Genomic DNA, 22,858 nt, shown 5'->3' on the forward strand with positions numbered 1-22,858 from the left:
TTTCAGAAAGGCTGCGACTTGCCTTTCGTGCTGGTGGGGCCAGCTGCTTATAGGGGGCGTCCTTTTGGGATATACCAGCGGGGCGGCCTATAAATGGTTCTTTTTCTATTGTCTAAGGGTCTATTCCCTTTTAGCTTTGCCTTAGGCTCTTGCCTATAAAGCCAAGCTTTCCTTTTCTTTACTATATCATAAATCGAGGATTTGTAACATTCTTTCTAGCTCAAATGAGCTTGCCAGTCCCATCGCCCAGTACTTGCGGCAATGGATTTGGCTTTATAATCATAGGCAAGAGCCTAATAATTATTGGTTTTGAGTATAACTCTTCGTTCATTCTGGTCCAGCGGTTATGAGGTCCCTCGTCGGTCGCTTCGCTCCTTCTGTCGACGGTAGTTTTCGGATTCAGGCTTCGCCTAACGGCTTGCCTTCATCTCGAAAAGCCTCGATTAAGGAATTTCATCAGTTCACTTATCTCGCTTCGCTGCGAGTGCTCCGCACGGGTCCTCTCCGAGCCGGACGGGCTTGATCACTGTGACAATTCCATTAGGGACGGCGCTGATTATTAGTTTTGAGTATTACTCTTCGTTCATTCTGGTCCAGCGTTTATAAGGTCCCTCGTCGGTCGCTTCGCTCCTTCTGTCGGGACGACGCATTTTCTCTCTCGCTTCGCTGCGAGTGCTCCGCATGGGGACTCTTCCCGAGTCCCTTTGGGTTTTCTCTAGCTATTTGCTTCAATGGATTCTCTACGTTTGTGATAGATATAAGCTCCACCTATCATAACTGCAAGACCTCCGATTGTGAAGCCTATCCACGTACCAGGTCCACCTGTGAATGGGTATTCACCCTTCTTATTTTCGATTTTAATTGGATCTGTTGATTTAATTTCTGGTAAGCTATCAAACTTTTTAGTTCCAGAATATACATTATCTCCTCCGCTTGCGAAGCTTGCTTCCACGGTAATATCTTTATTTTCGGAGATTAACTGGTTGGCATTTTTATCTTTGATATCTAGTTTAATATTTCTATTTACCTCAGTATTCCATGAAGTTTCTTCTTTTATTTCTAAAACTATAGAGTCATCAGACTTGATATCTGTTGTTCCAGTTGTATCAGAACCAGCTTTGATTGATGCAATGGCTTTATTTAAATCAATTACCAAATCTTGATTATTAGTAAAATTGAAAGTAGGTACATATCCTGTTTTTTGAACTTCTTGTCCTTTTGCTTTTAGATAAACCTTGACTGTTCCACCTGAATTAAATCCAGACAGAGTTATTGTCGCTTTTGGATTTCCTCCTTCAGATTTTAAATAATTCACCATCTTATTATCCGGATTTATGATTAAGGTATATTCATCATTATGTTCTGGATAATCAGTAGTACTATTAATAGTTGTACTTCTATTCAAACTCATAGATAGGTTAGCCTGAACTAGTTCATAAAGCTTTCCTTCCTTGTAAACAAATTCTTTGACGTAGTCTCTTGGCCTTATATAACCCTTAGGTGCTTTTTCTTCTTTAAGAGCGTAGTAGCCATTTTCATAGAAGGTAAACTCAATCTTACCATCATCGCCTGTAATAAACTTATCTTCTTTTACAGGTGTGAATCCTGTTGGGATGTCTTCTCCTTCTTTAACAGCAAGTCTTTCAGTTTTACCATCTACTGTTTTTTCATAAAGTTTTAGTTTAGTGTATTCTGTATCTTCTTTTTTAGCTTTATACCAAACTTCAAACTCAGCACCTTCAAGTGGTTTTTTATCACCTGCATCGACTTTAACAAAGCTTATCTTTTGCTCTTTCTTATTTACTATCTCAATAGGTTTTATACCATCTTCTGCTGTACCACCTACTGGGTTATTAGCATTATCTTTTCTTATGATTCTACCATTTTCATCTACATCAAATTCTGCTACTGGATCTTTTGCCTTTTTATATCCAGTTGGGGCAGTGATTTCAATAACCCTGTAGCTACCTGGTTTGAGCTTAGTATATTCAAATACTCCGTCATCACCAGTAGTTTTATCTCTAGATGTGTCTACATTCCAATTTTCCCCAACTTTATATTTAAGTTGGAATGTAGCGCCTTTTAGAGCCTTTCCATCTTGGTCAACTTTTTTGAATTTGATTTTGTTTTCTGGGTTGACTGCTTGAATTACTAAGTTTGCTTTTGCAGTAGCTTCATTTCTAAAGAAGTATTGTTTATCCCATCTTGTTACATAACGGTCAGGATTATCTATCATTTGAAGTTTACCATGACCAACATAGGACGACTTATCTTTTCCACTTACTTTTCCTGTAACTTTTAACAGATAAGTAGAATTTGAATTTAATCCACCTGTAAAAGTAATACTTTCTTCTTGGCCTGCAGCGAGATATGATCTAGACCTTATTTGAACAGGTGCTGGAAGTTTTTTGTCATCTTCATTTACACCAAATGATAATGGCAATAAGTCATTGACATTTACTTTGCTACCATCAAGAGAGTAGTAATCAATATTCAAGTTTTCTATATCTTGGTTTGAATAGTAGTAGAATTTTGATCTTGGTGTTGTGCTCCTATCCCTATTTACATAGTAGTAATGAACAAATTCGCCCGTATCAGGATTATATTTAATAATCTTTGATCCAAGGTTTAAGTGGTTTTCGGTCATTTCGTGCCAATTTCCATCAGTAGTTTGATACTTTTCTTTTGCAGTCATTGAGTCATATACAACCTTGATTGTATCTTCTTTATTATCTTTTATCTGATCATTTACAACAACTCCACGACTTATCTTTTGGTCCCCTGCTTTTGGTACTTTATTTAGATTGATATAAGCTTTTAGCTTATTAGAAAATTCTACTAAATTATAAGTGTCAGCATAATTTGTGAAAGTGTAGGTTATTGTGCCGTCTGTTCTATTGTAGTCAGCCTTGGCTATTGTACCTACTCCATCTGCAATTATATCGAGGTTATCTATATGAGTTTCCATTATTCCGTGGAGGTCGATGTTGTCACTTAGTTTTAGTACAAAATAATCTCCAGGATTAATCTTTAAGTTGGAATCAATAGTGTATTTGTTATTAAATTCAAATACTTCTCCAAAGTGAGGATGCATTTCATCTTGTTTACCAGATAGTAAACCATCTTTTTTACTTTCTGGATTTAATACACTCAGTTTAGATTCTGATAATGTTATGCTGCTTGATACATCTTTTCTTCTTTGTGGCGCATCTTTTGCATAAGGGTCTAGTCCCTCACCACCTACAGTGAAGTTCCATACTTGTTTATTGTTGATATATCCATCTGGTGATTTTACTTCTTCAAGTCTGTAGTTACCTATTTGTAAGCGAGTAAATTCAAGAGTTCCATCTGCACCAACTGTTCCTTCTTCTTTGGCTCCAGTTGATATGTTAGTTAACTTGAATTTTGCACCTGGCAATTGCTCTGTGGCATTTATTGGATCACCTTTTTGGTCAACTTTCTTAACTGTGATTTTACCTTTACCTGGTTTTTCATTTATGATTTTACCCATGTTCTTGGCAGTAGCGCTTGTTACAAAGTCTACTAGCTTACCATCTTTTTCTGATGTGGATTTTTCTGGAACGTATTGGTATACGCCATTTGCTTTGTCATATTCTAATGAGATATAACCACTTGATCCATCAACGATTTTAATTTGCTTGATAGGATATTCGTGATTATCTGCTGTTGCAATAATTAAATCATTTAGATTGACTATATCATTTGTAGTAGGGTGTACAATCTTACTATCCTTAATGCTAATTTTCTTTGAATCCACACTGCTTACTTTTATGATTTCATTTTTATTGTCTGGATTAACCATATTTAAGTCACTTAAATTGTAAGCTTTTTCGTCATTTTCTGAGAATTTAACCTTAATAGATTTGATATCTACAACTTCTCCAGATTCTGGATCTACAATCTTACCAGAGTTTGTCTTGATTGTTTCTACTGTAAATCGTAGAAGTGGTCCATTTATTGGCTTGTAGCCTTCTGGAGCTTTTACTTCTATAAGTTGATACCTTCCTGGTTTTAGTCCTCTAAAGCCAAAGTAGCCGTTGAAGGCTGATGCAATAGTAGAACCTTCTACATCCTTGTAACCATTGATTACATATTCTTGAAGCTTGAATACTGCTCCTTCAAGTCTTCTCTTGGTAACTGCTTCACCATCCACTGTTTCATCTTTGTCATCACGACCGTGTTTTGAGAAGGTGATGTTATAAGTTTCTTCTTCATTTACTATATCCATACCTTCTGGTCCGACCTGGGTTTTCTTATTAGAAGTATATAGTGGTCTGATGTTTATACTTGTTGTGACTGAATCAATGGTTTTATCAATACCATTATAAGGCACTGCAACTATACCAGCATTTCTCGGATTTCCATATGAATCAGTAAATTTCTTGCTCAACCAGTTTGCATATTTTTGTCGATCTGGTTTTTGTGCTCCCCATGGAGTAGGAGTTCCCTTTTTCTTAAGTTCTCCATTTACATAGGTGTCTTTTTGGTATACAGAGCCGAATGTTTCTGCACCTGCTTGGTAGGATCCTCCAAGTTTATAGTGTTGAGTTCTATTTTGGTTTAAACCATCTGCTTGCCAGAAGTATCTTGGTGTCTTGAAATCAACATTCATTTCTATTTTGCCAATATCTGCTTTTGTAATATTGTCATCATAGAAACCTTCGACATCAATATAGTAAACGCCTGGGTCAAGGTTTAATTGGTCTTCGTCAAAGCCCCAATCAAATGGTCTCCACCTAGCTGTGTTTACTACTGATACATCGTCATTTGCTATAGTGTAGTTTCTAAAGATGTCATTTAGTTTTGCGTCGGTAGGATTTTCAGCTAATCCCTTTATCTCATAAGTTGATCTATAGGCTGTTTTTACACCATAATTTCCTTCATAACCAATTTTTGGTGGTTGTCCTGGAACGTCAAATTCTTCTCTTTTTACTACTGGTTTGATTTGAACATTGACAGGACCATTGTAAGCTCTTGTATCAATATAGATTCTTTGAATATAAGTCTTACCTTCTGTATTGATATGAGTCATACGAGCTGCGTATTTAATACCATTTTCAGTTGTTTTTATTCCTGTAGTATTTCCAAAACTATCCAAAGCCTTGTCAGAACTTACAAAAGAATTTGGTGTTTCATCTGGTCCCCTATACTCTGCCTTTAGTTGGTTAGTTGTAGTATCTTCATATACTCGAATCTTCCAAGGAGCTTGAGCTTTTTTGTAGCCTGATGGAGATTCTGTTTCTTCTAGTAGATAGTAACCAGGTTCTAAAGCTAGTGGTTGAATTTTACCATCATTGTCAGTAAATACTAACTTACCATCTTTTCTAGAGAATCCTTCTTTTTTCTCAAATGTAGTATCTTCTGTTGTATAGTTTTTATCTGTTTTCTTTAAAGTGAATTTACCACCTTCAAGAGGTCTACTATTAGAATCTCTCTTGAATATTTTAAGATCAAGACCTGTTTGCTTGTTGGTGATTTTTATTAATTCGCCATCACTTGGTATAACAATTTCGCCATCTTGTGGTCCTGTTATTTCTTTTACTTTGAAAGTAGCTGAAATATTAACTCCTGATTCTGGCATTGTAAACCTTAGTCCATTTACTTTTACTGGATTTCCATTTATATCAGTTACGGTTAAAGTATCAAGTTCGTAGTATTCATTTGGAGTTACACTTACTGTAACTTCTTCTCCACTTGTTGCAATAGCGTTTACGCTTACCTTACCATTTTTTGATGGTTCTACTGTTATTGGATAAACATTCTGTGATATTGGTTTAAATCCAACCTCAATTGTTACATCTTCATTTGGCATTATAAAAGAGTTCCATTCAACCATATTAACTTTTTTTCCACTATCAGATTTTACAACAGGAAATCTTGTTATTGTGTTTCCTACATCTGGAATAGGGTTGAATGTTACCTGTTCTCCTTCGGCTGCCTCTGTCTTATCTACATCAATTTTGCCATTGCCAGTATGTTTTGTATGAATTTTATGCTTAGTTTTTGGTTCAGCTTTCTTTGTAAATGTTGCTTCTACATAAACACTCGTTGCAGGCATTAGAAATGACTTAGCTTGCATATCTATATTGTGTTCTTCTCCATCATCTTCATCTGTGTATTTTAAAGTAGTAAGTTCATAGCCATCAGCTGGTTCAATTTTTAAAGTAATTATTTCTCCTGCCTTAGCCTTGCGTTTATTTTGTGTAATCTTACCATTATATAGCGTAGCTATCTGTACATCATATTGTTTTTGTTTTTCTCTAAATGTAGCAGATACTGCGACATTACTTGCTGGCATTTTGAATGAATATTTTCCATCTGCCACATCATTTGTTACATCAACTCCAGCTACTGTTAGTTTTTCAAGTTCGTATCCTTCACTTGGACTAATAGTTAGTGTGACTTTTTCGTTTTTTTTAAGATCAGTAGTTTTTTCTGCTGTAACAGATCCATTTGCTCCATTAGTAATTTTTAGCTTATATGATGAAACTAGGTTCTTATTTATTGAATCTTCCGCATCATAAGAGTCAGCAATCCATAAAGTTGAAGCTCCCTTAGAATAAACATAATCAACGCCTAAGCCAATTCCGAAATTAGGATTATAGTATGTTTCTATTTCAACATATAAAGGTCCTCTAATTGTCGCTGGTATTTCAGACATAATCCTTTGCTGCTTGCCAGATGGTGTTGGATCAGATTGTGTACAAGCTTCTGTAATATCTTTTATTTTTATTGGATTATCTAAGGTTGATATAGGATCTACTGTATAGATTTTATAAGTAGTATTGCCATCACTTAAATTTATACCATATTTTTCTGGCTCTCTATGGAATTGAACTTCTCTTTTTGAATTAGAAGAATAATAGTCTTTTAGTAAGAAAACTTGTCTAAACTTCTTATCAACCTTATTAATTTCAGTGATTTTTGTGCTTCCTAAGTCCTTGTCTTGAATCCTATCTCTTCTACCAATAGAAGCATTTGGATCAACTTTTTGCCAGTCGTTTGCTGATCTTAAAGGAGTTGGAATTGATTCTTCTGAAAATTCTAGTGTATTTTCAGCTAAGGCTAATCTTTCCCTTGTGTTAAACTCATCCATAGATTTTAAACTTGGACTTTCTCCTAAGTTTTTATTAGCTAACATATGGCTATTATTTTCTAGAAGACTCCTATAGGCTAAAGTTCTTACTGGGGTATTGTTATTTATTCCATTGGCATTTGGATTAACAAGATTAGTATTTGCTGTAAGGCCTTCTTTTTTATTAACCTTGATATACTTAGATCCATCAGATGTTATTCTTACAGTCCAGTCTACATTTGACTTTTCATAGCCTGGTGCTGGTTCGATTTCTTCTAATTTGTAAATTCCTGGTCTTAGTTTGTCAAAGGAAATTAAACCGTCTTTGCCAGTTGTGATTTCTCTTTCCTCTCCTCCTTCGCCAGGTCCAGTTAATCTAAACTTCGCACCTACGATTTCTTCTTTATTGTCATTTTCCTTAACTTTTTTAAGTTTAAAATCAAATGTTTTTAACTCATTTGTTACATCTAAGGATCCTTCTCCTACATATGAACCAATGATATTACCATCATTTGATAATACAGGAGATGCTTCTTTGATTACACTTGCACTTTCGTAGTAGTCGGACTTCCAGTATGTTATACCATTTTCTGTCCAGTCCATACCAGTACCAACTCCACCATATTCTTCCTTATATGGAATTTTAACGTCAATAACAAGTGGTTCATCAGTTTCTGGTAAGTTTAATTTTAGTCTGTGTGGTTCGCCAAAGCGAGAATCATCTACCTCTTTTGTTACATCGCCTGTGATTTCTTTTGCACCATATTCTGCAAGTCTGATGTCTGATATTACTCCTGTTACTGGCTTATTAAGTTTAAATACTTGGAATTCTTCTCCAGAATTTAAAGCTCCACTATACCAATCCATGTTTGGATATTCTGGTTTTTCCCTGTGAATTGTTGCAGTAGTCGCACCTATATTAGCTTCTTCTGGGTTTAGTACATATCTTTGGATGACATATTTATCTTTTCTATTTATACCGACAATTCTTGTACCCATTTTAAATGGATTGACGTTATTTCCTGTCCAGCCTGTACGTCTGTTGTCAAAGTCGGTCCAACCTTCTAGACTTCTGCCTTTTACATCTACCCAATTAACATTAGGTTTTTCTAGGATTGAGTTTAGACTTGATGTTGTGCCAGAATTTTCTCTATAGTTATAAACTTTTTTATTACCCTTGTCATCAATTACAAGAACCCATTTTTTCTTAAGTTCCTTGTAGCCTGTTGGAGCTTTAGATTCTTCTATAATATAGGTTCCTTGAGTTAGTTTTTCGAATTCTACAAAACCATTTGGATTTGTTGATTTTTTAATTGCTTGGAAGCTAGAATCATTTGGTTTAGTGATTGTAAATTCTGCACCTTGAAGAGCTTTTCCATCAGTATCTTTTTTATAAACACGGAAATCTGTTCCAGTTGGTTTGTTAGATACTGGCATGATAATAATATTTTCGTTGTTTCCAAAATATGACTCGTCAGATCCAACTAAACCTATTTGAATAATCCTAACTGATCCGTCTGAATAAACAGTTACTGACCACTTCTTTTCTGACTTGACAAAGTTATCTGGAGCCCTGGTTTCTTTTAGGGTGTATGAGCCAGGAGCAAGGTTTTTAAAGCTAAGTTCACCCTTACCATCTGAAGTTCTATAGATGGAATTATTTTTAGCATCTGTTAATTCAAATGTAGCTCCGGCAAGCTTGCTATTATCGGATTGGTTTGATTTTATTATCTTAAACTGTCCTGGTGTGTATTTCTTATTTATTACACCAACATCTTCTTTATAATATTTTGGAGTTTCTCCACCAGTTTGGTCACCTTTTGCAAAACTTTTGTTGGCTCCACTTGCGAAGGCTGATTTAAGGTTGCCGTTGTTCATTACATAGGCTCTCCATTTTTTATTGAAAGCATCTATGTCTGGAATCTTAAACCTTTGTTCAATAACATAACCTTCACCATTATTAATGCTAGGCATACTAATTTTAAGCGGTTGATTGTTATTATCTATCAGCTTTCCACTTGGGTTAATTTTATCCTTATTATAAACCAATGTAATACCATTTTGTGATATGGTCGCATTTTTATTCGGATCAACCGAAGCATTGAAAACCGGCCTATAAATATTAGGCTCTTGTTCTGCCCTGAAGCCCATTGATTGTGGCATATAATCGTTAACCAAAGTAGTCAAAGGCCCATCGTGAATTACTCTAACATTTGCCTCAGTACGGTAGATTTTTACCCTATCAAGCACTTGTCTTGGTTTAGTACCTTCTCCTACCCAATCAGCAATATTTCCTCCTTGGAAATTGGTTGTTATCCAGTTATAGTTAAGAGTTTTAGGATTAACTCTTTTATAAGGCCATCTATCGCCTATTACGTTGTAGTAGGAGATTACATCTACATAATACTCTCCATTTTCTTCATAGATTTCTCTAAAGTAGTAGTTTTGTACAGGCTGGTCGTTACCTGAATCATGGGCGTCGAAGAAGGCATTTATGTCTTTATTTAGTTTTTGACCTGATATACCTGTTTGTTTTGGTTGTACTGTTATAGTAAATGGATAGGTGCCAGTATTTTTGGCATAGTATTTACTTGGTATCATACCTATAAGGTCAATAGTAGCTGTTGTATTTCCTCCATCAGTATTTTCATTGAAAACATAAGTCAATAGGTTTGTATTGTAGTCGAAGTATGGATCTGCAATATCTTTTCCACCTTTTCTTATCTTTGGAAATCCTGCGAAATATTGAGTGAAGTCGAGGTTTGGGTCAAACTGAATTTCAAATCTATCGCCTTTATTTGATTGAGATAAAGTTATGTCTGCGTGATATTTTAAGGATTCATATCTGTAAGCTTCCCATACTTTTGGTCTTTCACCACGACCGTATGCTTGTCCTTCGTTATAGTCAAGCCATTGGTTTACACTAGTTACTATTTCCTTACTAGTTTTACCAATTTCATCTCCCTTTTCTATAAAGTAATCTTGACCTGGGACTGGTGTAGCTGATGAATTTTCAAAACGAGTAGTGTACCTTACTTCTTTAGATTCATTGACTTCTACTTCGAAATAGACACCGTTTTTCTCATATCCGTCTGGAGCCTTAACTTCTTCGATAGTATATTTTCCTTCTGGATATTTTCCAAAACTAGCCTTACCATTTTCGTCAGTTATCTTATTTGCAATTACATTTCCTTCGCTATCTTTTAATACAAATTCAGCTCCAGAAAGTCTATCTCTCTTGCCATCAGTAGAAGTATTGGCAAATTTGAAAACTTCTATTGGTTTTTTCTCGAATGGAGTATTTTTAATAGTTATTGTTGGCTTATCATCTGCCCCACTTGTATTTTTGCTTAAACTTACAACTTTTTGTAGATTAGTTTGATTTGCTGTATCTTCATTGGTTAGCCAATCATAATATAGACTTGCCGAATTATTTTGACCAATATTAGCCTTAACTTTTACCAAGAATCCCCAGTCTTTTGCAAATCTTTCTTTAGGGAAGTAGATTTGATAGCCCGTTCTTCCTGTATAAGCATCTTTTGTATCAGGATCACCTGTAATCTTATTCTTGTGATTGGCATTTATTACATTATTTCCAAGTTGTAAATTATTTGCAGTTTGACCTTCCATTGCAGATTTAACATATGGTCTATATCCTGGAGATACATCGTATGCTGTTACATCTGTAATATTTACACCTGGTATGGAAATATTAAGTCTTGTATTTCTATCAGTTTCTCCACCTTGTCTTGGAGCTATTGGTTTTAGGTATAGGTAGAATTCTACTTCTCCATTTTCACCGACTTTTGCATAATGCATAGCATTCATGTAGTCTGGCCAGTTCGGTTGATTGTTATGTTCTACAACTTCTGTTTTACCTGCCGGTTGTGAGAAATCAGCATTTTTCCCAGATACACTAACTTCACCATTGTCTGATATTGTTATAGTCTTGTTTTCTCCATCTAACTTGTAGCCTTTTGGTGCTTTTGTTTCTGTAAATTGATAGATTCCAGGTGGAATATTTGTGAATGTGGCTTCACCATTCGCATCTGTTACAACACTTATTCCAGTTCCCAACAAGTGGAAGCTTGCTCCTTGGAGTTTATCACCAGTTTTGCTATCTACCTTTACTATTTTAAAAGTAGCTGGCTTTTTATTATCAACCTCCATTAGTGAGTTTAAAATGAAGTGGTTTTTGTCGTTGCCGTTATAGTAACTTGTGTTTTCGTTGTATTTATATTCTTTTGTTCCTATTCTTACATTTTTAGCAGGAAAAGTTTGTTTTATTTTATAATCAATAGGGCTGGCTTCGCCTTTTTCATTTATATCCCAATACTTAACATTAGAAACTGTGATAAATCTTTGCTTGCTATTTTTTCGTTCACCTACATGAACACTTCCTAAATTATTCTTTCCACTTTTGTCAACAACACTGATGTCTTGCTCAGGCATTGTTTCGTAGCCTTGTGGAAGATTCCAGTGTTGGTCGATATAAAGATCCCTATACTTAGAAATCTCAACTCCAGAAAGTGTTAATGGTTTTTTATCTTCTGTTTGTGTAAGATTAGTGTCGTATTCATAAACTGCAATGTTTCCTACTGGTTGTGTGCCAGCTGGATCTGATCCTTTCGATGGAAGAGAATTATTAGTAGTATGTTTCTCTTTCTTAACAACCATTTTTCCATAGGTAGGACTGTTTTTATCAGTGTCTAATCCATAAACAGCACTATTAGCACTTGTTATAGTTTGAGCTCCACCAGGAGTTCTGTCTGCTAGAGGCATACCATTATTTTCTTCATCTCCAGATGAGATGGCATCTGTGATAGTCCACTGTGCCTTGTCATTCGGTAAAAATTTACCTTGAATGGTAGTTCTATTATTTATACCAACACGGGTTGGTGTTGCTTTATTTATAGCTTCTTGTGTGAATCCTTTTTCAAAATTGTATCTGACAGCTCCAGCCTTATCTTTCGCTTTAAGATATATTGTAATATCAATTAGATAATTCCCTTGTACATTATCTACCTTAGTGTAGAAATTATATTGAAGATCTTGGGTTGATTCATTCAAAGTATGATGCTTTGAATCAACTATTCCAAGCTGTCCTTTAATAGGGTTATCTGTTAGACCCTTAGATTGATCAGCGGTTTCTCCATTGATTTTGATATTTTGAACTTCTCCAAGTCCTGAGCCTTTAACTGTTGTTAGATTTAGATGGTAGCCCAGTGCTTGTAAATCTGTGTCTGAGTGAACTCTAACAGTCCAGTTAATACCTGTCAATTTACCATCTATAATTTCTGGATCTGCATAAACATCTATAGGCACTTGGTAATTTTGAACATTTTTATCGTCAATAATTTTAATTACATCATCTCTATCAGGTTCTATAATAGATCCTGCTGGATTTCCATTCTTGTCAATTCTTTGTGGAAGAAGATCTTTTTGTGATTGAACTCCAAGTCCTGACACCTTGTTTGTGACTGTAAATGTGCCGTCAGAATCAAGGGTGATATTAGTTTTGTCGTAGTCCACTGGTATATTTAGTGGAACTTGGATATTTTCATTGATATCTTCTGTAATGGTGTAGGTAATGATTTTATTCTTACTATCATATGATGGTTTAGCTATTACCCTGCCATTGTGTCTGATTGGCTCAAGGCTAGATTGGTCATTTACCATCAGCTTTTTATCTAGGATGATATTGAAGAATTGATTCTTTTTAATTGGACCAACTCTATTTGAGGTATCAAAACGGGTTAGGATATTAAACTTCTTGCCATCAAGATTTAGACCGGCATTTTCTCCTGTATCTGCAAATATGTGAGGTCTAAAGTTATTATTCCTGTCTTTTTCTACAAGGGCTCTTATAGCATCGCCATTGTCGTCCATAAGCTTAGCTTGGTCGGCTTTTGAGAGTTTGTATTTTGTCTCGAAACTGTCTAGGAGATTTTGAATTTCTTCTAGGCCTTTTGACTTATCGGCTAGGGCTTTCTTTAGTTCCTTGTCTGCCTTTTGGAGGTCAGTTTGACCTAGTAAAGATTTTAGGCCTTCAACAAGTCCAGCTTCTTTTTTGTCTTCCTTCTTTGCTTCTTCCTTTAGCTTGTCAAGATTAGCATCAAAGACTTTGATAGCTGATTCTTTTTCTTCCTTATTTTCGGAAGGCTTTTCTGATTTTTTCTCTACAGCTGGTTTGCTTTCTGACTTTTCTACTGAAGACTTATCCTTATTCTGATTTTCTTTTTTATCTTGTGGTTTTTTTTCAGTTTTTTTGTCATCTACCTTAATTTGGCTTTCTTTCTTTTCTGGATAGGCATAAGTGATTATTTCATCGTAGTTTAAATTGGCTGCCTTGTTCTTTTGTTTGTTTAGTCCAGATAGGATTGATTCGAGATAAAATCTTAGGTCAGATTTTTCGATTTTATTATTTGCTGCTAAGGCTTTTGTGAAGTCCTTTAGGTCTTGGTCAGTAATCTTGCCTTGGTTATAAGAATCAAGATTTTGGGCTAGGCTTTCTATAGCAGTTTCAATACCATTTGTTAGCTTGCCTTCTGCCTTGAGCCTTGCTATTAAACTGTCCTTGTTTAAGATGATAGCTGAAATTGTTTCTTTTTGAGGTTTTTCTTTTTCCTCTACTGGGATTTCGTTTCCATTAGCATCTGTTACAGTGATTTGTGTGTCAGAAGTTTTTTCTTCTTTTTTGCTTTCACTGGTTTTGTTTTCTTCTGATTTTTTATCATCTACTTTGATTTCGGTAGATTGTTTTTTATCCTCTGCCGGTTTTTCTACAGGTTTTTCTGTTGGAGTTTTTTCTTCTGGAAGAGGGTCTTCTTCGTCGGATGATTTTTCTTCTTCATTTCCTTCTATATATATAGGGTTTTTTAACACGCTTTTATTTAAGGAATATGATTTGATATGAGTGTTTTTCTTTGAGACTTTTGTTTGTAGGCTAAGTTTTGCTATAAATCCTTTTGGTATTTCGAATTTAACCTTTTTTGAAAAGTCTATTTTTTGTGAAAATTCCTTTTTGATTTCAAAACCATTTTCAGTTAGCTCATAGTAGTCTAGGCCTATTTGAGCATTTCCGATTTCTTGGTTTTTGTCTATGTCGAAATCGTAGGTTGTTTCTTTTCCATCTTCTTCATTTACTATGTAGTCAGTCCATGTAATGGTGTCATGACTTGCAAATAAGCCACCAAGAATGCCTTCTTTTTTGTAGTCGCCTTTTACTTTAGTAGATTTTTCTTCCTTGTTTACAAGTTGGATCAACTCGACTGTTTGGTTGTCTACAACGGTGGCTCCTGTTTGTGCCTTTAGGTTGTAGGTAAACACACCAGCTTCCTTATCAGCTTCTTTTAGACCTATGATTAAGTCATATGACCTTTGATCCTTGGCCTTGTTCACATCTGCTCTAAGCTTGTAGATTATTTCATCACTTGCTTTAGATTTGATTACAATGCTTTCAAAATCTTCTTTGAAGTCTGGGTCGTTGGTTTCAGTATCTGTGTTTTTTGATACTAATTTTATCTTGTTGATATTTGAAGTAGGTGTCTTTGCTATGGTTAATGAAAGATTTTCATCACTAACTTGGTTTTGGTTTTCATTTCTGGCTTGTTTTTTTCTTTTCGCCTTGATTGTGTAGTCTATCTTTGTCAATGACTCATCGATGGCCGATGTGATTTCTAGACTATAGTCACCTAAGTCTTTTTCTATTTTTGTTTGGTCTGTGTTTTCTACCTTGGTTTGGTCTTCCTTTTTTGGAGCAAGGCCCATGATAGACGAATTTGCATCATAGACTACAGGCGCAGGTGCATTTGCAAAAGCTGTAGGTGGGATTGACATAGATATGGCAACAATTGATGCAAATATTTTTCTAGTTAGTAGACTCATTTTTCCTTTCATATTAACCTCCTTCCTTTTTGTTCATTCTCCTTAATCTTGTCTGGAAACTTTATCTTAGCTATATTCACTTTTATCCAATATTTTCTCGTTTTCATTTTTTATTCCTTTGTTTTTTATATCAAATATTTTTTATATATTTTGTTCATTTTTCGAAAATAAAATACAAGTCTGTCTTTTTACAAAATATTCTTTACCTTATTTTATAACATTTTGACTTTTTTTACAAGGGTAAAAGCCGATATTCACTAAGTTTCTTGAAGTTTTTTGACTTTTATTTTCCTAATTTTTCCTATCTTAATTTATTTCTTTTTACCTTCATGGTCAAACATCTTTTATATATGTTGTTGCATTTTGTTATAATTCTAAATAAATATCTATAATTTTATTCAAATACCAAAAAAAATAAATAAATACAAACAAACATTTTTTAATAATTTACATAACTAAAACAGTCCTATAAATGCCCAAAAAGGGGCCCACTTTTATGTGAATATGCCCCTTTTTTAAATTTATTTATTATCTAATAATTCGCCCCTGCTTTTTAAGGTTTGAAGGTATTTTACAAAGATTGGTGTGTTGATTCTAGGCTCTATTTTTGCCTTTTCTTCTTTTGCTTTTTCTTCGTTTGTTTCCTTAGATTCTGTTTTTTTCTTTGGGTCAACGACAATTAGCTTTTTGTTTGGATCCTTATCTTTGTCTTCCTTTACTGTGTCTAGCTTCTTGTTTTCTTTGTCACCTATTGTGACTGTTTCCACCTTTTTAACAGCTTCTTGCAATTTCTTTTCTAGATTTGCTGAGAAGTTTCTCTCGCTTTCTTTTGGAGAGTCTTTTGTTAGATTGTTAATTTTTGTAAGTGGTGTTAACATACCTAGGTTTAGAACTGGTTTTGCACCCTTTTTTTGTATTAGAAGTGGGTCAGTTTGGTTGTCAGTTAAGATTATTTCATCTAGCTGGATTAATTTATTATTAGCTTTTTTGCTGACTGTTTCTGCTTCTTTTACAAGTCTTGCTATATTTTTGTATTCTTCCTTAGCTAGGTCTGGGTGTTCTTTTTCTAATTTGCTTAGGCTGTCTAGTTCATAGTCGAGGAGCGCTTGTTGGATGAGCTCATGAATATCTGCTGTGACATCCCTAATAGCTTTGGCAAGGTTCCTAACCTCTATGTCTTCCGCATCCATATATTGGTTTAGCTCTACTACTGATTTTGGATTTTGTCCTGTTGGGTTTAATTGATTTTGGAATCCAGCCATTGGTTGTATTGGCAAGAATTGACCATCAATTAATTCATTTAGCTTGTTTTTTTGCTTGCTAATAGCTTGAGCAAGACTCTTAACATCAAGTGTTTCTTGGTCTAGCTTTGGATATAGCATCTTTAGTGTAGCTCTTTCTTTTTCGATAAGTTTTGCCATATCAGGACTTACTACAGCGCTTCTTGATTTTCCTACTTGTTTGTTGGCCATTAGGCTCATTAGAGAAATTGGCGCCTTGCCATCTTCTGTAATTTCTAGGTTAAAGGCTGCAATTTCTGAATCCTTAATCAGATTTGTTGTGTCTTCTTTTGTTCTTACATCAAACCTTACCAAAGAATTTGCTGGAATAGTATATTCTTTTGGATTATCTATTACATCTGTTTGAAGCTCGTCGCTATTTGGATTTATATAGGTTGCTACCAGGTTATAAGAACCGAATTTAACAGCAATTAGGTCCATAAAATCTGTTAGGTTTTTCTCCTCATCTGTGTCGTTTAGGAGGTATTTTGTAAATGGAAGATTTTCGAACGGATTTACCTTGTCATTGTCTGATAAATCATAGTCTCTCTTTATTTGTTCGTTTGTTTTGACAAAGTTATAGTCACCAACTTTTTCAAGATTAGCATCCATCTTGCCTATCGCAGTCTTGTCTTTGGTGGTGATCATATAATATAGGGAATAATCACCCGCTTCGTCATCGTCACCGATTGTCACAACAGCCTTTACAGAAGCTTTATAGGTGAATTTGGTTTTGATTCTGAAGCCAAAAATGTCTTCTCCTGCGATTTTTTCTGCAGACTTGGTCATTTCTTCGCCAGCTATTGTAACCTTATCTTCTGAAATAAAATTATCTAGCTCAAAGTTTTTGACCTTGCTGTCCCTTAGGGCAAATACAGAAATAGTGTATTCTTCTGGAAGATCAGAGCCCTTAATTGCAAATTCATAAGAAAGTTGTGCGGTATTGCCCACACCCTTGACTTCTGATTTGAGTTCCACTGGATAAACTTTCACTTGAATTTTATTTTCAGCTTCTTTATCTCTTTGGCTTATGTAATTAGTATTTTTATCTAATTGTCTAGTTGTATTTGTTGTTGGTGTTGTTGGTGCCTCTTGTTTTGGCTCAACTGCAGATTGGGTAATTACTTCATTTTTTTCAATTAGTTGTGGGGTACCGGTAGCATTAGCATTTAGCGGAAGAGCTAGGGCTAAAGCAATGGAAAGGATTCCGATTCCGACATTATTTCTTCTATTTTTCATAATATCCTCCGTCTACCTATATTTTATCACATTTTACATTAATTACAATGACTATTTTAGTTTTATTACTCATTAATGAAGATTTCTAAAAAAGTTCTTAGTTAATCCAAATATTTGCTTGCTTCCCTTATGGTCAATTTTGATAAATCGTTTACCGCATCTTGTAAAAAAGACCTAACCCAGGCTGGATTAGTCTTAGAATATTCCCTTAGGGCCCAGCCTATAGCCTTGTCTATAAAAAACTTCTCGTCCTTATCCTTGACTGGGATATTGAGGTTAATTTCTATGATTTTTGCCAAAAGGTCAGGGTCAGTTTGGTCTTTATATTTTCTTTGGTGGCCAATAGCGATTCGCCTGAGCCAAAAATTGTCATTTGAGGCTAAATCTAGGATTTTTTCTTCAAAAACCTTGTCCCCATAGCCTAGGCCTCCTATTATTGAATCAATATTATCAATCGTATCCCACCATGGGCGGATTTTTGCTAGACCGACTAGGTTATAAAAGTCGTCGATTGTTAAAAGATGGCTTTGGGCCTTCAAAAGATCAAGACCAAAATAATTTATTTCCCTATATTTATTTTTAAAAAGGTCGGTCAAAAGTGTCCGGTCAATGGATTTAGCTTTTTTTCCTTCCTTTATATAGGCCTTTGATAATTCTCGTCTAAAAGGCGCAGGGATGCCATAAAACTCAAAATTATTTCTCATATAGGCCGACATCTTTTTCGCCCTTTGTGGGTCTTTATGACTTTTATAAATATTTTCTATTTCCCTTATGGTAAACATTTTAGAAATTTTCTAGTCTGATATAGCCTGTTGGTCCGTAAATTGCCCAGTTAGTTGACCTAAGAAGGTCAGCTCCGAAAACGACTTGGATGTCAGCTCCCTCAAGGGCAGGCTCAATTTGTGGCGAACTTATCCTAACTTCTTTGTTATCATTTGTGAAAATAAAACGGCTGAGATTTGTAATATCATCAAGGGATTCCCCAAGCATGGTAAGGGTCTCTTTTACTTCCTTGTCACAATCCACCGCCTCTTTTGCAAGGCTTGGCGAAATGATAGTCACCGGCCTAGATGTGTCGATAGCTGCCTTTATAATCCTGTCATTAAAACCGATATTTATGATTGGTTGGTTGGTTTTTTCCAAGTTTTTCTCCATAAAGTCTGAAGTTTGGACTTCAAAACGGCCCTCATTTGGATTGGCCCTCCAAGCAAATTGAGAAATCACATTCCATCCAAGAACCATATCGCAATCATTAGTATTGCCATAAGGATCAGTACCAAGGTCAAAGGCAGAATCTTTGGCAACAAGGACTGGAACCTTATTTAATTTAAGCCCACCGATTAATAATTCAGAAAGAAAGGCCCTTTTGTAGGTCTTCTTATCATCTATGTAATCCTCGTCTAAATAAGAAATCTCAAGGCCTGGTGTCACAGATTCCTTAATCATGGTATTGCCCCTAGTGTTAAACATGGCAATGAGGTTCTTGCCATTAGAACCAAGGCCTAGGTAGATAAAATTTAAAAATTTATTGTCAGCAACTGGAACTAAAGAAAAATCCATATTAACTCCTTTGTAAGTCTTTTTTTCGTTTCTTTTATTATACCACAAAATTGGGATGTGCTTATCCGAGATAAGTTATCATTTTATTAATCCGAGATTAACTATATCTTATAGATTTTTTCATTATTGACATAACTGCTTCGTAATCGGGAGGGAAGCTAAGGGACATTCCGTCGCTCTCGGCCGCTGGGCAAGTCGTCCCTCACTCACCGGAAACCCGTTTGCTTCGCAAACTCCTCCGTGCTACCGCACTACGTTTTCGGCATAAACTCCCCAAATCAAGGGGCGTTTATGTCTCCCGAACCTTCCCTTTCCTTACACCGCCAAACGGCTCCTTAGCGGAGGGCAAAAAGTTAGCTTGCCTTTTTAGCAAGCTTTTTTATGGATAGAGTTACCTTGGTATGGATACAAACATATCCCCAAGCTATAAGATTCCTCGTCGAAGTCTCTCTCGCTACGCTGCGAGGTGCTCCGCACGGGCCCTCAGCTATAGCATCAAGCTTTCCATCAAATTACTCGTAATTTGGGATAAGCATAGACAGGAACCGGGCAGGCTTGTCTTCTCGCTCGGAATGGCGCATGATATTCTTACTTCCAATCCCTCGTCCCAACCAAGGATAAGACTAGGAAAAACGACCCCACAGCGTCGTCCATAATAGGTCTGGCCACAGTGAGCGTAGCGAACTGATGGCAGATCTTAATCGAGGCTTTTCGAGGTGAACTCTTTATCCTGAACGGATAAGAGTGAACCCAAAAACTACCGTCGACAGAAAAGGCAAGCCCGTCCGGCTCTAGGAGGACCCTCCACGCGAAGCCCTATCCCAATCTTCTGAAAGAAGATTGATGGAAGGTCTGGTGCAGAGGCTGAGTGGTCGAGCGTAGCGAGATAAGCATGTTGACGAATGACCTTATAAATAAAGGACCAGTGTGAACCACCAACCCCAAAAAAACACAAAAAACTCAAGGCTCTGAAACCTTGAGTTTTTAAGTGAGATAAAGTAATTCTTACTTATCTTCGTCTTCTTTTTTCTTTGTCACAAATAGGCCTGAAATAGCAGCTCCTAATAGACCTAATAGTCCACTAGCAGAGCTAACGCCTGTCTTGACATTCTTAGCGCCAAGTTGGTTGCGTCTATTTCTCATAGGTTCTTGAGCATTTTGCTTATTGCCCTTAAATGGATCTTGGGCATGAGATTTATCCCTAGAAGGAATCACAACAGCTCCTGGCTCAACCTTAGCAACTAAACTCTTATAAGGAATACTTGTCTCAAAACCGTCATCATAGGTTAGGACAACATTACCCTTATCGTCCATTTCAACCTTCTTAGCATCTGGGTTAACCTTCTTAACTTCATCAAGAATCTTATTCTTTTCTTTATCAGTTAAATTATCTTCGTCCTTAACCTTGACCTTGTCTTCTGGAAGGTTTGGTTTTCTGTCATTCTTACCATCAGACTTACCTGGTTTGGTGTCGTCATCACCTGGCTTCTTATCATCTTCGCCTGGTTTCTTGTCGTCATCACCTGGTTTCTTATCATCTTCGCCTGGTTTCTTATCATCTTCGCCTGGGTTCTTGTCGTCTTCGCCTGGCTTCTTGTCGTCAGTCTTACCAGAATCAGAACCTGTACCATTTTCATCAGTTGGGTCTGTTGGATTAGTTGGATCAGTTGTTCCTGTACCACCAGTTCCACCTGTGCCGTTGTATTGGTATTGGGCTGTGATTGTTGTATCTGTTGTGTAGCTTGCTGTTAATGGTTTATCCCATGCGTCATTGCCAGTTTTTTGTGCCCAGCCTGTATTTGGTGTTACACTTGGAGCTGTTAAACTTACTTCTTCATTTTTTAGTACCCAGTAGGTTTTTGTTGTTCCGTCTGCTATTGTTCCGTGCTTACCTGCTGAAAAGTCTACTTTTACGTAGTCGATGTCGCTTGGATCTGATGTTACAACTTTTGCTTTGTACTTAGCTGTGATGTCTGTTGCGTTTGCAAATGTTCCTGTTAGTGGTTTATCCCAGCCTGTGTGTTTGTAGCCGTCTGCTGCTGTGACACTTGGAGCAGTTAATGTTACTTCTTTAGTTGGGTTTACCCAGTATTTGGTTGTTTCAGTGCCTGCGATTGTTCCGTTTGTTCCTGGTTTGAATTCTACTAGGACAAAGTTGTCTGGTACTGCTGGTTTTCCTTCGCCTGGTTTTTGTGGTACTACATCTGTGCCGTTGTATTGGTATTGGGCTGTGATTGTTGTATCTGTTGTGTAGCTTCCTGTTAGTTGTTTATCCCATGCGTCATTGCCAGTTTTTTGTGCCCAGCCTGTATTTGGTGTTACACTTGGAGCTGTTAAACTTACTTCTTCATTTTTTAGTACCCAGTAGGTTTTTGTTGCTCCGTCTGCTATTGTTCCGTGAGCTCCTGCTGAAAAGTCTACTTTTACGTAGTCTTCATCGCCTGGATCTGATGTTACAACTTTTGCTTTGTACTTAGCTGTGATGTCTGTTGCGTTTGCAAATGTTCCTGTTAGTGGTTTATCCCAGCCTGTGTGTTTGTAGCCGTCTGCTGCTGTGACACTTGGAGCAGTTAATGTTACTTCTTTAGTTGGGTTTACCCAGTATTTGGTTGTTTCAGTGCCTGCGATTGTTCCGTTTGTTCCTGGTTTGAATTCTACTAGGACAAAGTTGTCTGGTACTGATGGTTTTCCTTCGCCTGGGTTTTGTGGTACTACATCTGTGCCGTTGTATTGGTATTGGGCTGTGATTGTTGTATCTGTTGTGTAGCTTGCTGTTAATGGTTTATCCCATGCGTCATTGCCAGTTTTTTGTGCCCAGCCTGTATTTGGTGTTACACTTGGAGCTGTTAAACTTACTTCTTCATTTTTTAGTACCCAGTAGGTTTTTGTTGTTCCGTTTGCTATTGTTCCGTGCTTACCTGCTGAAAAGTCTACTTTTACGTAGTCGGTGTCGCTTGGATCTGATGTTACAACTTTTGCTTTGTACTTAGCTGTGATGTCTGTTGCGTTTGCAAATGTTCCTGTTAGTGGTTTATCCCAGCCTGTGTGTTTGTAGCCGTCTGCTGCTGTGACACTTGGAGCAGTTAATGTTACTTCTTTAGTTGGGTTTACCCAGTATTTGGTTGTTTCAGTGCCTGCGATTGTTCCGTTTGTTCCTGGTTTGAATTCTACTAGGACAAAGTTGTCTGGTACTGATGGTTTTCCTTCGCCTGGGTTTTGTGGTACTACATCTGTGCCGTTGTATTGGTATTGGGCGGTGATTGTTGTATCTGTTGTGTAGCTTCCTGTTAGTTGTTTATCCCATGCTTCTGCTCCAGTTTTTTGTGCCCAGCCTGTATTTGGTGTTACACTTGGAGCTGCTAGGGTTACTTCTTCATTTTTTAGTACCCAGTAGGTTTTTGTTGTTCCGTTTGCTATTGTTCCGTGAGCTCCTGCTGAAAATTCTACTTTTACGTAGTCGATGTCGCTTGGATCTGATGTTACAACTTTTGCTTTGTACTTAGCTGTGATGTCTGTTGCGTTTGCAAATGTTCCTGTTAGTGGTTTATCCCAGCCTGTGTGTTTGTAGCCGTCTGCTGCTGTGACACTTGGAGCAGTTAATGTTACTTCTTTAGTTGGGTTTACCCAGTATTTGGTTGTTTCAGTGCCTGCGATTGTTCCGTTTGTTCCTGGTTTGAATTCTACTAGGACAAAGTTGTCTGGTACTGCTGGTTTTCCTTCGCCTGGTTTTTGTGGTACTACATCTGTGCCGTTGTATTGGTATTGGGCTGTGATTGTTGTATCTGTTGTGTAGCTT

Annotated in this window: 5 protein-coding genes; all 5 read right to left on the reverse strand. The window is 36.5% G+C overall.

The window, feature by feature from the left end:
* Nucleotides 1–715: 715 nt before the first annotated feature.
* A complete protein-coding gene (locus J2Z38_RS05070) occupies nt 716–14,995 on the reverse strand; it encodes a SpaA isopeptide-forming pilin-related protein (protein ID WP_225304621.1) in 14,280 nt (4,759 codons plus the stop codon).
* Nucleotides 14,996–15,504: 509 nt separating this feature from the next.
* Nucleotides 15,505–17,502, reverse strand: coding sequence for a hypothetical protein (locus J2Z38_RS05075; RefSeq protein ID WP_209773155.1), 1,998 nt, complete (start codon nt 17,500–17,502; stop codon nt 15,505–15,507).
* A 101-nt stretch (nt 17,503–17,603) separates the two neighbouring features.
* Nucleotides 17,604–18,284: a DNA alkylation repair protein gene (locus tag J2Z38_RS05080; RefSeq protein WP_225304622.1), complete on the reverse strand. Its 681-nt coding sequence runs from the start codon at nt 18,282–18,284 to the stop codon at nt 17,604–17,606.
* 1 nt (nt 18,285) lies between these two features.
* Nucleotides 18,286–19,062 carry a hypothetical protein gene (locus tag J2Z38_RS05085; RefSeq protein ID WP_209773159.1) on the reverse strand — a complete coding sequence of 259 codons (777 nt, stop codon included), beginning with the start codon at nt 19,060–19,062 and terminating at the stop codon, nt 18,286–18,288.
* Nucleotides 19,063–20,067: 1,005 nt separating this feature from the next.
* Nucleotides 20,068–22,858: InlB B-repeat-containing protein (locus J2Z38_RS05090; RefSeq protein ID WP_411791906.1), on the reverse strand; the 2,791-nt coding region annotated here is incomplete at its 5' end.

Origin of the sequence: Anaerococcus degeneri (assembly GCF_017874475.1) — a bacterium.
Lineage (GTDB): Bacteria > Bacillota > Clostridia > Tissierellales > Peptoniphilaceae > Anaerococcus > Anaerococcus degeneri.

Excerpts from the sequence above, each read along its gene's own strand:
- J2Z38_RS05080 (WP_225304622.1), bottom strand. The coding sequence starts at position 18,284 with ATGTTTACCATAAGGGAAATAGAAAATATTTATAAAAGTCATAAAGAC.
- J2Z38_RS05070 (WP_225304621.1), bottom strand. The coding sequence starts at position 14,995 with ATGAAAGGAAAAATGAGTCTACTAACTAGAAAAATATTTGCATCAATT.
- J2Z38_RS05085 (WP_209773159.1), bottom strand. The coding sequence starts at position 19,062 with ATGGATTTTTCTTTAGTTCCAGTTGCTGACAATAAATTTTTAAATTTT.
- J2Z38_RS05075 (WP_209773155.1), bottom strand. The coding sequence starts at position 17,502 with ATGAAAAATAGAAGAAATAATGTCGGAATCGGAATCCTTTCCATTGCT.